Origin of the sequence: Micromonospora alfalfae (assembly GCF_022230925.1) — a bacterium.
In the GTDB taxonomy this organism is placed as follows: domain Bacteria; phylum Actinomycetota; class Actinomycetes; order Mycobacteriales; family Micromonosporaceae; genus Micromonospora; species Micromonospora alfalfae.
Genome location: NZ_JAKKFH010000011.1, coordinates 1 through 11895, shown reverse-complemented (window position 1 = coordinate 11895; position 11895 = coordinate 1). Strand labels below are relative to the sequence as shown.

General features: G+C 71.7%; 14 protein-coding genes. 10 read left to right on the top strand and 4 right to left on the bottom strand.

Features of this window, described 5'->3' with window-relative positions; genetic code table 11:
* Window positions 1–3 precede the first annotated feature (3 nt).
* Window positions 4–654, bottom strand: coding sequence for a GGDEF domain-containing protein (locus tag MED01_RS10830; RefSeq protein ID WP_091407349.1), 651 nt, complete (start codon window positions 652–654; stop codon window positions 4–6).
* A 264-nt stretch (window positions 655–918) separates the two neighbouring features.
* Between MED01_RS10830 and MED01_RS10825 the strand changes: the two genes are divergently transcribed.
* From MED01_RS10825 to MED01_RS10800, 6 genes are all read left to right on the top strand, one after another.
* Window positions 919–1158 carry a DUF397 domain-containing protein gene (locus MED01_RS10825; RefSeq protein ID WP_091406718.1) on the top strand — a complete coding sequence of 80 codons (240 nt, stop codon included), beginning with the start codon at window positions 919–921 and terminating at the stop codon, window positions 1156–1158.
* A gap of 142 nt (window positions 1159–1300) precedes the next feature.
* Entirely contained in the window at window positions 1301–2188 is an 888-nt protein-coding gene (locus MED01_RS10820; RefSeq protein WP_238668379.1) for a Sco1979 family transcriptional regulator, read from the top strand.
* Window positions 2189–2323: 135 nt separating this feature from the next.
* The gene (locus MED01_RS10815) at window positions 2324–3367 is read left to right on the top strand and encodes a LacI family DNA-binding transcriptional regulator (protein ID WP_238668378.1); all 1044 of its coding nucleotides are present in this window, start codon (window positions 2324–2326) and stop codon (window positions 3365–3367) included.
* 2 nt (window positions 3368–3369) lie between these two features.
* Window positions 3370–3573 (top strand): hypothetical protein, encoded by a 204-nt coding sequence (locus MED01_RS10810; RefSeq protein WP_238668377.1) that lies wholly within the window; start codon window positions 3370–3372, stop codon window positions 3571–3573.
* Between the two features lie 98 nt (window positions 3574–3671).
* Complete coding sequence (locus MED01_RS10805; RefSeq protein ID WP_238668376.1) at window positions 3672–5129, top strand: serine/threonine-protein kinase; 1458 nt, start codon at window positions 3672–3674, stop codon at window positions 5127–5129.
* 33 nt (window positions 5130–5162) lie between these two features.
* The gene (locus tag MED01_RS10800) at window positions 5163–5804 is read left to right on the top strand and encodes a histidine phosphatase family protein (RefSeq protein WP_238668375.1); all 642 of its coding nucleotides are present in this window, start codon (window positions 5163–5165) and stop codon (window positions 5802–5804) included.
* A 43-nt stretch (window positions 5805–5847) separates the two neighbouring features.
* Here the strand turns inward: MED01_RS10800 and MED01_RS10795 are convergent, their stop codons facing one another.
* From MED01_RS10795 to MED01_RS10785, 3 genes are read right to left on the bottom strand one after another with little or no spacing between them, the layout of a single operon-like run.
* Window positions 5848–6348 carry a DinB family protein gene (locus MED01_RS10795; RefSeq protein ID WP_238668374.1) on the bottom strand — a complete coding sequence of 167 codons (501 nt, stop codon included), beginning with the start codon at window positions 6346–6348 and terminating at the stop codon, window positions 5848–5850.
* A gap of 45 nt (window positions 6349–6393) precedes the next feature.
* On the bottom strand, window positions 6394–6834 hold the full coding sequence (locus MED01_RS10790) for a VOC family protein (RefSeq protein WP_124770561.1): 441 nt from the start codon (window positions 6832–6834) through the stop codon (window positions 6394–6396).
* Window positions 6835–6875: 41 nt separating this feature from the next.
* Window positions 6876–7658, bottom strand: coding sequence for a carbon-nitrogen hydrolase family protein (locus tag MED01_RS10785; protein ID WP_238668373.1), 783 nt, complete (start codon window positions 7656–7658; stop codon window positions 6876–6878).
* Here MED01_RS10785 and MED01_RS10780 point away from each other — a divergent pair.
* The 4 genes from MED01_RS10780 (at window position 7657) to MED01_RS10765 (ending at window position 11539) form a co-directional block, all read left to right on the top strand.
* Window positions 7657–8439: a DedA family protein gene (locus MED01_RS10780; protein WP_196922654.1), complete on the top strand. Its 783-nt coding sequence runs from the start codon at window positions 7657–7659 to the stop codon at window positions 8437–8439. The genes MED01_RS10785 and MED01_RS10780 overlap by 2 nt on opposite strands.
* Window positions 8440–8540: 101 nt before the next feature.
* A complete protein-coding gene (locus MED01_RS10775) occupies window positions 8541–9719 on the top strand; it encodes a sensor histidine kinase (protein ID WP_238668372.1) in 1179 nt (392 codons plus the stop codon).
* Window positions 9710–10354 (top strand): response regulator, encoded by a 645-nt coding sequence (locus MED01_RS10770; RefSeq protein ID WP_238668371.1) that lies wholly within the window; start codon window positions 9710–9712, stop codon window positions 10352–10354. Before MED01_RS10775 ends, MED01_RS10770 begins: the two co-directional genes overlap by 10 nt.
* Before the next feature lie 621 nt (window positions 10355–10975).
* The gene (locus MED01_RS10765) at window positions 10976–11539 is read left to right on the top strand and encodes a hypothetical protein (RefSeq protein ID WP_238668370.1); all 564 of its coding nucleotides are present in this window, start codon (window positions 10976–10978) and stop codon (window positions 11537–11539) included.
* The last annotated feature ends 356 nt before the right edge of the window (window positions 11540–11895 follow it).

Here is an 11895-nt window from a genome sequence, read left to right as displayed (position 1 = left end):
CGGTCAGCGCTCGCCGAGGAACGCGCTGTCGACAAGTTGGCGGGGCGATCGGGCGCCGCCGAGGCTCTTCGCCTGGTACATGGCCGCGTCGGCGCGGCTGAGCGCGTCGGTGAGCTGGGCCGGGCCGGTCACCGGGGCGAGCCCGACGGACGCGGTGACCCGGACGCTGCACCCGCTCAGCCGGATCGGCGCGGCGACGGTCTCGCTGAGCCGGCGGGTCGAGTGCTCGATCCAGCGCCGGTCGACCGTGGGGCTGGAGAGCAGCCCGGCGAACTCGTCGCCGCCGAGGCGCGCCACGAGGTTGTCCCCGGCGAAGCCGGCGAGTCGTTCGGCGACACTGATCAGCACCTGGTCGCCGGCGGCGTGCCCGTACCGGTCGTTGATCTGCTTGAAGTCGTCCAGATCGAGCACCACGGCGATCAGCGGCTGGCCGGCGGCGTCGGTGAGCAGGGCGGCTGCCAGGCGGTAGAAGGCGCGTCGATTGGGCAGCCCGGTGAGCGGGTCGTGACTGGCGGCGTGCCGTTCGGCGGCCAGCTCTGCCTGGAGGTGACCGATCTCGGCCTCGGCGCGCACAGCCCGTCGGCGTAGTTGCCAGGAGGAGAGCAGCGCGCCCGCCGCGCAGACGCCGGAGGCGACACTCATCGGATCCGGCACGAACCCTCCCATCGCCGCGACCGCCTCCAGCCTTCGGTTGACGCGGCACGCCGCGTCGAGCCCAGTTTTGCCTGATCGTTGCCCGTGCGGGGGTAACACAAAGTGAACGGATGGGCACCGATCATGTGCGTTATCATGCTCGCCGTCGGATGCAGATGCAATAGCAGATGCACGTGCAGAACCGTCCAATGTCGATACCGCACCCCCTCGCCGTTACCGCTCCTCCCACGGCCACCGGCGGGCTCGTAACAGAAAGACGCCCCCATGCAGCAGCCACCCAATGGCGTACCGATCCACCAGTTGCCTCCGCTGAGCTGGCAGAAGAGTCGCCGCAGCAACCCCAGCGGCAACTGCGTCGAACTGGCCGAACTGCCCGAGGGAGCGGGCATCGCGGTCCGCAACTCACGACACCCGGAAGGGCCGGCCCTGATCTACACGGTGGATGAGATCGCCGCCTTCGTTCTCGGTGCGCGAGACGGAGATTTCGACCATCTGATCAACTGACCGGCCGGTGGTGGGTCGTCCCGGCGACGGGACCGATTCACCGGTGCGGAGGAGTTCACCTCACTGTCGGTCCATGGCATGCTTACACGTCGGCCGGGCCGGGGCGCCCGGCCGTCGTGGGTCGGTGTCCGGAGGTCCGCACGTGACGATGGTTCCCGCCGAGGGTGGCCCGACAACGGGGCCGACAGTGCTGCGCATGCTGCTCGGTGCCCAACTGCGCCGTCTGCGGGAGTCCAGCGGGGTGACCCGGGAGGGTGCCGGCTGGGAGATCCGCTCCTCCGAATCCAAGATCAGTCGAATGGAGCTCGGCCGGGTCGGCTTCAAGGAGCGCGACGTCGCCGACCTGTTGACCCTCTACGGCGTCACCGAGGACCACGAGCGTGACGCGCTGCTCAAACTCGCGCGGGACGCGAACAGTCCCGGCTGGTGGCACCGCTACGGCGACGTGTTGCCGTCCTGGTTCCAGTCGTACCTGGGCCTGGAGGCCGCCGCCGCGCTGATCCGCAGCTACGAGGTGCAGTTCGTGCCCGGCCTGTTGCAGACCCCGGAGTACGCCCGGGCGGTAGTGCTGCTGGGGCACGGGACGGCCGGTCCGGGTGAGATCGACAGGCGCGTCGCGTTGCGGATGCAACGCCAGCAGCTGCTGCACCGGGAGAATCCGCCGCAGCTCTGGGCCGTGGTGGACGAGGCCGCGCTGCGCCGGCCCATCGGTGGCACAGAGGTCATGCGCGGTCAGCTCACCGCGCTCATCGAGGCGACCAAGTCGCCCCACATCCGGTTGCAGGTCATTCCGTTCGCCGCCGGTGGCCACGCCGCCGCCGGGGGCGCGTTCACCATCCTGCGCTTCGGCGACCAGGAGCTTCCGGACATCGTCTACATCGAACAGCTCACCAGCGCCATCTACCTGGACAAGCGCGACGATCTGGATTACTACGCGGTGGCCATGGAGCGGCTCTGCGTCGAGGCCGAGCCGCCCGAGCGTACGGCGGAGATCCTCGGCCGCCTGCTGGACGACACCTACCCCGCCTGACCCCTCGGTCGCAGGCCCCCGCAGACGGGACTCTCAGCTCACGTATTGACCGACGCCAACCGGTCGGGCTAGTCTCTGTATCGATACAGACTGGATCGATACAGAGGGGTGCCGGTGAAGCCAACACTGCAAGCCGTGGCCGACGCCGTGGGCGTCTCCCGCAGCACGGTGTCCAACGCCTACAGCCGCCCCGACCAGCTCTCCACCGCCCTGCGCGAGCGGATCCTGGACGCCGCCCGGCAACTCGGGTACCCCGGCCCCAACCCCACGGCGCGCTCCCTGCGCCGAGGTTTCGTCGGGTCGATCGGGGTGCTGTTCACCTCGCGACTGTCGTACGCCTTCACCGACCCGTTCGCGGTCCGCTTCCTCGCCGGTGTCGGCGCGGCGGCCGAGCGGCACGGCACCAGCATGCTGCTGGTGCCGCTACCTCCGGCGGTGACCGACGCCCGGCAGGCGGTGGAGAACGCCGCCGTCGACGGGTTCTGTGTCTACTGCGTCGCCGACGAGGAATGGGCGCTGGACGTCATCCGCCAACGCGGGCTGCCGTTCGTCAGCACGGCCGCCCGCGACGACGCCGGCGCCGACGAACGGTTCGTCGGCATCGACGAGCGGGCCGCCGCCCGCGGTGTCGCCACGCACGTCGCGGGGCTCGGGCACCGTCGGGTGGCGCTGCTCGCCGACTCCGTGCTGCCCGACGCGCCGGCCGGCCCGCTCACGCTGGCCGGGGTCGACCAGGTGCCGCATCCGACCACCCGAGGTCGGCTCAGCGGGTTCGCCGAGGCCTTCGCCGAGGTCGGCGTCGGCTGGGCGGAGCTGACACTGGTCAACGTCCCCGGCAACAGCCGCCCGGCGGCAGCCGCGGCCATCGCCGGGCTGTTCGACGGACCCGCACCGCCGACCGCCGTCCTGGCCTGCTCCGACGTCCTCGCGTTCGGTGTGCTGGACGCCCTGGCCGCACGGCCGGCCCATGATCGTCCGGCCGTCTCGGTGACCGGCTTCGACGACGTCCCCGAGGCCGCCGCAGCCGGACTCACCACCGTCCGGCAACCGGCCGAGGAGAAGGGCCGGATCGCCGCCGAACTGCTGCTCGACCCGCCCGCGGACGCCGCGGCCGGTCACGTGCTGCTGCCCACCGCACTCGTCGTCCGGGCTTCCACCGGACCTGTCCCAAGGAGTTGACCATGGAACTTCCCACCGGATACATCACCGCGCTCGACGCCATGAGCCGGCACGTCAACTCGGCCCGACCGGACGCTCCGGTCCAGGTCGAGCACCCCCGCCGGGCCCTGCTCGCCCCGACCCGGCAGGCCACCGCCCTCGCCCTGCGCCGGCTCGCCGACCGCATCCAACCACGACCGCTGCCCGGCACCCCGCGCTGCTCCTGACCCGCACCAATCCCATTCCGGCACGGACGGGACGAACAGTGTGGGGCCGGGCACGCAGAGTGGTCGGAGGCGGTGTTACCAGGCAGACTGGTGAAGCCATGTCGCCGCTCACGCCCACTCTCCGCCTCCACGACCGCTACGTACTGCACGAGCGGATCGGTCTCGGTGGCATGTCCGAGGTGTGGCGAGGCGACGACGAGGTGCTCGGGCGGCCGGTCGCGATCAAGGTGCTCGCCGGGCAGTTCGCCACCGACCCACAGCTGCGGGCCACCATCCAACGCGAGGCCCGCGCCGCCGCCCGGCTGACCCACCCACACGTGACCCAGGTGTACGACTACGCCGAGGCGAGCCTGGCCGGCGGCGTCGTGGTCCCGTACCTGGTGATGGAGCTCGTCGACGGTCACAACCTGGCCGACCGGCTGCGGACCGGGCCGCTGCCCTGGCCGGAGGCGGTCCGGGTGGCCGGGCAGATCGCCGCCGCGCTGGCCGCCGCGCACCGCATCGGCGTCGTGCATCGCGACGTCAAGCCCGGGAACGTCATGCTCACCGACACCGGCGCCAAGGTGCTCGACTTCGGCATCGCCGCGCTCGGCGGCCTCGACAGTCAGTCCGGCGAACCGCTGATGGGCACCCCCGCCTACTTCGCCCCGGAACGGCTGACCGCCGGCCCGCCCGACCCGGCGAGCGACGTGTACGCCCTCGGCGCGCTGCTCTACCGCACCCTCACCGGGCGGGCGCCACTGCCCGTGCAGAGCTGGGAGGACGCCCTGGAGGTGCACCGGCGGGGCACTCCGGTGCCGCCGCTGCGGGTGCCCGGCCTTCCCGCCGACATCGCCGAGCTGACCGTCGCCTGCCTGGCCGCCAACCCGGCCGACCGGCCGAGCGCCGCGCATCTGGCCCGCCGCTTCGGCGCCGGTCAGCCGGTCGAGCCACCCACCGAGCTGCTGCGCATCCGGCCGGCCGCCCACCCGCCCACCCTGATCGACCGGTCGGTGGTGGCCCGACCCGCCCCGGCAACCGCCGCACCGGCCCGCCGCCGCTCGCGTCGGCCGCTCGCCGCGCTCGTCGCGGCCGTGCTCGCCGTGCTGACCGGCGTCGGCGTCCTGCTCGCGCAGAATCCGCTGGGCAACCCGGGCACACCCGACCCTGCCGAGATCGCCGCCGCGCCGTCGACCTCCGCCCCGGCCCCGGCGCCCACCACACACTCGCCGACACCTGCCGCACCGTCCTCACCACCCCCCGCCGCCAGCACCGCGCCCCCGACCGTCGGGCAGCAGCTACCGGTCAGCTTCCGGGAGGTGAGCAGCGAGTTCGCTGCCGTCCTCGCCACCGCTGTCGCCCGCGGTGACGTCGACCCGAAGACCGCGGAAGACCTGCGTGACGACCTCGCCGACCTCAACCGCCGCAACAGGGACCGCGCCGAGCGCACCGCCGACCTACGGAAGCACATCGCCGAGCTGGTGCGGCGGGACCGTCTACCAGCGCAGACGGGCGCGAAACTGGACGCTCTCCTCGCCCGGGCCGGCAGCTTCTCCACCAGCCGTACGGACGACTGATACCCCGGTCGATACCGCTGGCATGATGTCCCGATGCGGACACGTCTGATCTTCGTACGACACGGCGAGTCGGTCCACCAGCTCGAAGGAATCGTCGGTGGGCCACGTGGCTGTCGGGGCCTCACTGCCCTCGGCCACGAGCAGGCACACGACCTGGCCAACCGGCTCACCGGCGAGGTCGCCCCCGACGGTCCGGTGGCGGTCTACTCGTCCGTGCTGCGCAGGGCCGTCGAGACCGCGCAACCGATCGGCGCAGCGTTCGGCGTCCGGCCCGTTGCCGACTGCGGTCTCTGCACCTGGCACACACCCCCGTACGCCGACGGCCTGCCGACCGCCCTCTTCCGTACCGACCACGCGGTGGCCGGTGGCGGCGTGTTCCGACCGTTCGAGGAGGGCAACGAGACCTGGGCCGAACTGGTGGTCCGCGTCAGCCGCGCGATCATGGAGATCGCCCACCGGCATCGGGGCTCCACAGTGGTCCTGGTCGGCCACAGCGAGACCGTCGAGGGCGCCTTCCACGCGCTCGGCGCGCAGCCGGTGTTCCGGGCGTTCGACCTGGACGTGCCGCCGGCCTCGATCACCGAATGGACCACCGACCACGACCCCGGCGGTTGGCCGCCGGCCCGCTGGACGCTGCGTCGCTTCGCCGACACCGGCGGGTGGGTCAGAGGCTGATCCAGCCCACGCGACGTCCGACCGGCTCGGGCCTTCGGCGGCGCTAGTCGGCCGCCAGGATCTGCTCGCGCAGGATCTCCGCGTGCCCGCAATGCTGGGCAAGCTCGCGCAGCACGTGCAGGTAGACCCAGCGCAGCGGCAGCGGGCCGCGCCGGTTGCCGCGGAGCAGGTCGTCGAGGCCCAGCGTGGACGTGGCGCGGCGGGAGGCTTCGCAGGCTTCCCGATGCGTGCGCTGGATGGTGGCGATCGTGTCGCCGTCGTCGAGGATGAACGACTCGTCCGGCGTGGCCGGGATGCCGATCTCGGTCCGGGACCGACACGTGACGGCTTCGTCGAACCAGACCTTCTCCACGAACGCGGCGTGCTTCACCAGACCCAGCAGCGTCGTCCGGGACGGCACCAACGACCGGCGCGCCTGCTCCTCGGTCAGCCCGTCCAGGTAGCCGTTGAGCGCTCTGCGGTGCTCGTCGATGAACGCCTCGAACTGCGTCTGGGCTGACTGGCCGACGACATCATCGGCGAAGGTTCCCGGGAAGGACGTCATTCCCGAAGCATTCCAAAGATCATCGTCAGCGCGCAAACACGATGCTCAGCCGAAGGAGAGGAGAGCGCCACGCTCGTCGAAGCGGGCCGTGCCCGCCCAGGCGATCTCCCAGCGGTTGCCCTCCGGGTCAGCGATGTAGCCGGAGCGCCCACCCCAGGACCGGTCGGTCGGCTCCGCCACCACCGTCGCGCCCGCCGCGACGGCAGCGGCGAACGCCGTGTCGACCTCGTCGCGGCTGTCGACATTGCAGGCCAGGGTGACCCCGGACCAACCTGCGGCCGGCGCGGGCACGCCCGGCGCAGCCTCGGCGGCCAACTCCGGCAGGGGGTAGAGCGCGAACAGCACACCGCCGAGCAGGAAGGCCGACCAGCCGTCGTCACTCGCCGGCAACTCGGGCCACCCCAACGACCGGTAGAACGACCGCAGCGCGGCGACGTCGCGGGCTCCCACGGTGACCACGGACAGCCGGGAGGGCACAGTGCTCATGGACCGATCCTGCCGCAGACGTACGACAGGTTCAGGCGCGGTCAGTGGAGGCTGACGCTGACCGACTCGTCCGGTTCGGTGCCCGCACGGGCGTACACCTCGCCGTTTGGCGTCCAGACGCCCGAGAGCCCCGCCGCCTCGGTGTAGCCACCGCCGGTCGACCCGGCGAAGCTCGCCACCGCCACCCAGACCCGGTGCGCGGTGGAGATCCGGTGCGCCCGCTGGTCTATCACCGCGGCGTCGCGGGCCGACTCCAGGACGCTGGCCGCGTACACGTCGATCCCGAGCGCCGCGGTCCGCGCCGCGTGCGCGGCCACGCCGGTGTCCTTGCAGATCGCCAGCCCCACCCGCCAACCGTCCACATCGAGCACGACCGGGGCGTCGCCCGGCCGGAACCGGCGGGCCTCCGCGTCCCCCAGCCACATCTTCCGGTACGCCACCGTCGCACCGCCACCGGTCACCGCCAGCATCGCGATGTGGTCACCCGCGACCGGCGCACCGGCCAGGGCCAGCGCGTCCGTCTCGGCGCACGCCTCGACCAGCGGCGTCAACCGCCGGTCGTCGACCGACACGACCGGCGCGTCCAACTCGTACCCGGTCAGCGACAGCTCCGGAAAGACCACCACCCGGGCGCGCGCCGCGCGGACCGCGGCGGCGTGCGCCCGCGCGTTCTCCGCGACATCCAGGGGTACGCACGGCGGCTGCGCCACGGCGAGCCGAAGCGGGGTGCGGGTTTCCGCACCCCCGCCGGTGTGGTCGACCCGCGTGGTCGGGCGGTCGGCCTCATGGTCGGCTCTCAGGATTACTTCGTAACGTGGGCGCATGATTCGAACGTCCCACGCCGTGTTCGCCACCGGAACCCCCGCCGCCGCAGCGGAGCCACCACAGGACGGGATCGTCGGCTACGTCACTGACCTGGTGGAACGACTCGGCGGGCCGGGTGCCGGCCTGGCAGTGGCGTTGGAGAATCTCTTCCCGCCGATCCCCAGTGAGGTGATCCTGCCGCTGGCCGGGTTCGTCGCCGCGCAGGGACGGATGAGTCTGGTCGGTGCGATCTTCTGGACCACGCTGGGTTCGGTGCTGGGCGCGCTGGCGCTCTACCTGATCGGCGCGGCGCTGGGACGCGACCGGATGCGTGCCATCGTTTCCCGGCTCCCACTGGTCAAGCTCAGCGACGTGGACCGGACCGAGGCGTGGTTCCTGCGGCACGGCGTGAAGGCGGTCTTCTTCGGCCGGATGATCCCGATCTTCCGGAGCCTGATCTCCATCCCGGCGGGCGTGGAGCGGATGCCGGTGACCACGTTCCTGCTCTACACCACGCTGGGCAGCCTGATCTGGAACACCACCTTCGTGCTCGCCGGTTACCTGCTGGGCGACAACTGGCACCTCGTCGAGGGCTACGTCGGCACGCTCCAGAAAGTGGTGATCGTGGTCTGCGTGGCGGCGGCCGCCTGGTTCGTCGGGTCGCGCGTGCTGAAAGCCCGCCGCGCCGCGCGGAACCCGGAGCCGACCGAACCTGAGCAGAGCGCACTGAACGCGATGCCCGACCCGGGTGGTCGCGGCACCCTCTACCGAAGCGGATCGTGGGCCTCGGACGAGCGCTAGCCGACCCCTCTCTGGTTTCCTTTGCTCTGCTTCACCCCAGGCGTCACCCGAGGTCGCCTGTGGGCGCGTCACCTGACGCAGGGCAAGGGGGAGCAGGCTCGGTGCGGAAGGTGGACGAGGTGGCAGGGGAACGGCGAATCGGCAGGTGGTGGGTCCGGCTCCGGCCGCCGGTCGGCGTCGCCGTCGGCATCGCGACGGCCGCCGTCGAGTTCGCCTTCCTCGCGGTCGCGGCCGTCGCGTTCAGCGTGTGCGCGTTCGCGCCTGCCGCCAGCCGTCGGGTCGCCGGCCTGACCAGCAGGTACGGGGGTTGGCTGGTGCGGATGGAACATCGCCGCCTCGTCGGGCTGCTCGGCGCGGAGGATCTGCCCGCGCCGAACACCGCGGCGACCCGCCGTCAGCTCGGCTACCTGGCCGTCCGACTGTTACCCGGCACGCTCGGCCTGCTGGCGTACGCAGTGCTCGGCGTGGGCGTGGTGCTGGCCGGGATCGTGCTGAGCGCGGCGGTACGCGGAGAGCTGACAGTTCTCGACGCCCTGTCCCAGACCGCCGTCGGGGCAGTGCTGTTACTGCTCAACGTTCAGGCCGTAGCCAGCATCGCCGCGCTGGACATCCGGCTGGCGCGACGACTGCTCGGCGCGGGAAGCCGGGCAGAGCTGACCCGGCGGGTCCACGAGCTGACCACCAGTCGGGCCGGGGTCATCGCCGCTGTCGACGCCGAACGGCAGCGCATCGAACGCGACTTGCACGACGGCCTCCAACAACGGCTGGTCGCCCTCGGCATGCTGCTCGGCCGGGCCCGACGCGCCCGCGACGCCGACCGCACCCACGCGCTGCTCACCCAGGCACACGAGGACGTGCAGCGGGCCATCGAGGAGTTACGCGAGGTGGCGTGGCGGGTCTACCCGTCAGCACTGGACGACAGCGATCTGGGCGAGGTCCTGGCCATCGTCGCCCGCGGATCCGAGGTGCCGGTGCGGATCCGCTGCGCGCTGCCCGTCCGCCCCGAGCGGCAGGTCGAGACGGTGTTGTACTTCGTGGCCTGCGAGGCGCTCACCAACGCCACCAAACACGCCGCCGCTACCCTGGTCACGGTCGACATCGGAGTACGGGATGGGTGGATCCGGATGCGCGTACACGACGACGGCGTCGGCGGGGCGGAACCGACCGGACGCGGCTTGTCCGGGCTCGCGCGACGGGTCGCCGCGCTGGACGGTCGGCTGCTGGTGACCAGCCCGGCCGGCGGTCCGACGACCGTGCTGGCGGAGTTGCCGTGCGACTAGTCCTCGCCGAAGACTCGACGCTGCTCCGGGAGGGCCTGACGCGGCTGCTCGCCGACGAGGAGCACGAGGTGCTCGCGGCGGTAGCGACCGCAGACCAGCTTGTCGAGGCGGTCGAACGGTCCCGTCCCGACGTGGTCGTCACCGACGTCCGGATGCCACCCAACCACACCGATGACGGGCTACGGGCCGCCCTGGAGATCCGTCGCCGGTGGCCCGACACCGGCGTCCTCGTGCTCTCCCAGTACGTGGAGCGGCGTTACGCCGGGCGGCTGCTAGCGGACCGTCCCGAGGGGGTCGGCTACCTGCTCAAGGACCGGGTCGCCCAGGTGGACGACTTCCTCGACGCACTCGACCGGGTCGCCGCCGGAGGCACCGCCCTCGACCCGGAAGTGGTCCGTCAGGTGGTGGCCGGCTCCGACCGGCCCGACCCGTTCGGTCGGCTCACGCCGCGGGAACGCGACGTACTGCACGAGATGGCGCAGGGGCACACGAACCTCGCCATCGCCCAGCGGCTGCACGTATCGCAGAGCGCGGTCGAGAAGCATGTGAACGCCATCTTCGACAAACTCGACCTGGCGCACACAACGGGCTACAGCCGACGAATCCTCGCAATCCTGCGCTACCTCGATACCTGATCGGGGCCTACGACCGGCCGCGCCCTTCGGGGGGCGCAAAACCGGGCCGGCCGGCTTGATCGACTCGGGTTTCATGATGTCGGGGTGTCCGGGAGTCCGGGATGCCCCGACTTCCGTGAACCCGAGTGGATCACGCCGGTGAGGGGCGATTCGACGCCCTGGACGCGGCGCTGGGTGGGTGGTTTGTCCGTGAGCGGGGGTTTCTGGGTGGTGACCGGGCGCACTCGTGGGTCGGAATCGTGGCCGGGGCGGGGTCGTTACATACCCTGACGGTCGCAGTACCACCGGCCCGCCGCCCGCCCCCTCGGGGCAGGTCGCGCAGGTTGGAATGCCGGCCAACGCCCGGTCGTTACAGTCCCCACGACGACCAGCGGGCACCGCCTCGATGAGGGTGCCGACGGTGGGCCAACCCGGAATGACCCCGGCCCCCCCGGTCGTTACACAGGGTCCCGGCGCCACGAGCCCCCCCCGCTCGCAGGTCGCCGACCCCGACGCCCTGATGGGCGTCACCCCCCAAAGACTTTTCCCCTTTGTTTGTGCAGCGCCGGACGAGGTGCTCACACCCTGCCGCCGTCCCCCTTGTGGTGGTTGGGTGTCCTGCCCCCGAAGGAGCTATCCCTCATGAACACGATCTTCCGTAAGAGCATGCTGTCCGTTGCTGGTCTCGCGTTCGCCGGTGGTGTCTTCGCCGGTCCGATCGCCGCCCACGCCGCCACCCCGGCCGTGGATGCCAAGCCGGTCGCCGTGGCCGTGCAGTCGGCGTCGAAGCCGCAGGGCGACCAGTCGCACATCACCCTGAACGATGAGCAGACCGCGAATGTGAAGGCGATCATCGCCGCGACGAAGAAGGCGGGCCTGCCGGAGCGGGCCGCGGTGATCTCGATCGCGACGAGCCTGCAGGAGTCGAAGCTGGAGAACCTGGGCCACCTCGGCGACATGAACGACCACGATTCGCTGGGCCTGTTCCAGCAGCGCCCGTCCAGTGGTTGGGGTACCCCGGAGCAGATCACCGACCCTGAGTACTCCACGACGGCGTTCCTCAAGGGTTTGAAGCAGGTCGACGGGTGGCAGGACATGCCCCTGACCGACGCCGCGCAGACGGTGCAGGTGTCGGCGTACCCGGACGCCTACGCCCAGTGGGAGCAGCAGGCCACCGACCTGGTCGGCCAGTACTGGAACAGCTGACCCGCACCACAGCAGGACAAGCAGCAACACCACGCACGACAGCACCACCGCACAACAGCACCACCGCACGACACCGACCGCTGGCCGGCACCCCAACCCGGGGTGCCGGCCAGCGGCATTTCCGTTTCTGTACGGCAGGCACATGGTCGCTGGTCGCGGACGTCTCGTCGCCGGCCGGGGGCGGGTGCCGTGGCGTCGGGTGGCCGCTGGGGGCGGGTGCCGTGGCGTCGGGTGGCCGCTGGGGGCGGGTGCCGTGGCGTCGGGTGCCCGCTGGGGGCGGATGCCTGGGGCGGATGCCGCGATGCCGGCGGGTGCCGTCGGAACCGGATGGCGGGTCGCCGGGCGTGGATGGCGCG

What these genes read in the sequence shown, in the direction of transcription:
- MED01_RS10825 (WP_091406718.1), top strand. Translation starts at nt 919, where the DNA reads ATGCAGCAGCCACCCAATGGCGTACCGATCCACCAGTTGCCTCCGCTG.
- MED01_RS10810 (WP_238668377.1), top strand. Translation starts at nt 3,370, where the DNA reads ATGGAACTTCCCACCGGATACATCACCGCGCTCGACGCCATGAGCCGG.
- MED01_RS10805 (WP_238668376.1), top strand. Translation starts at nt 3,672, where the DNA reads ATGTCGCCGCTCACGCCCACTCTCCGCCTCCACGACCGCTACGTACTG.
- MED01_RS10800 (WP_238668375.1), top strand. Translation starts at nt 5,163, where the DNA reads ATGCGGACACGTCTGATCTTCGTACGACACGGCGAGTCGGTCCACCAG.
- MED01_RS10795 (WP_238668374.1), bottom strand. Translation starts at nt 6,348, where the DNA reads ATGACGTCCTTCCCGGGAACCTTCGCCGATGATGTCGTCGGCCAGTCA.
- MED01_RS10790 (WP_124770561.1), bottom strand. Translation starts at nt 6,834, where the DNA reads ATGAGCACTGTGCCCTCCCGGCTGTCCGTGGTCACCGTGGGAGCCCGC.
- MED01_RS10780 (WP_196922654.1), top strand. Translation starts at nt 7,657, where the DNA reads ATGATTCGAACGTCCCACGCCGTGTTCGCCACCGGAACCCCCGCCGCC.
- MED01_RS10785 (WP_238668373.1), bottom strand. Translation starts at nt 7,658, where the DNA reads ATGCGCCCACGTTACGAAGTAATCCTGAGAGCCGACCATGAGGCCGAC.
- MED01_RS10765 (WP_238668370.1), top strand. Translation starts at nt 10,976, where the DNA reads ATGAACACGATCTTCCGTAAGAGCATGCTGTCCGTTGCTGGTCTCGCG.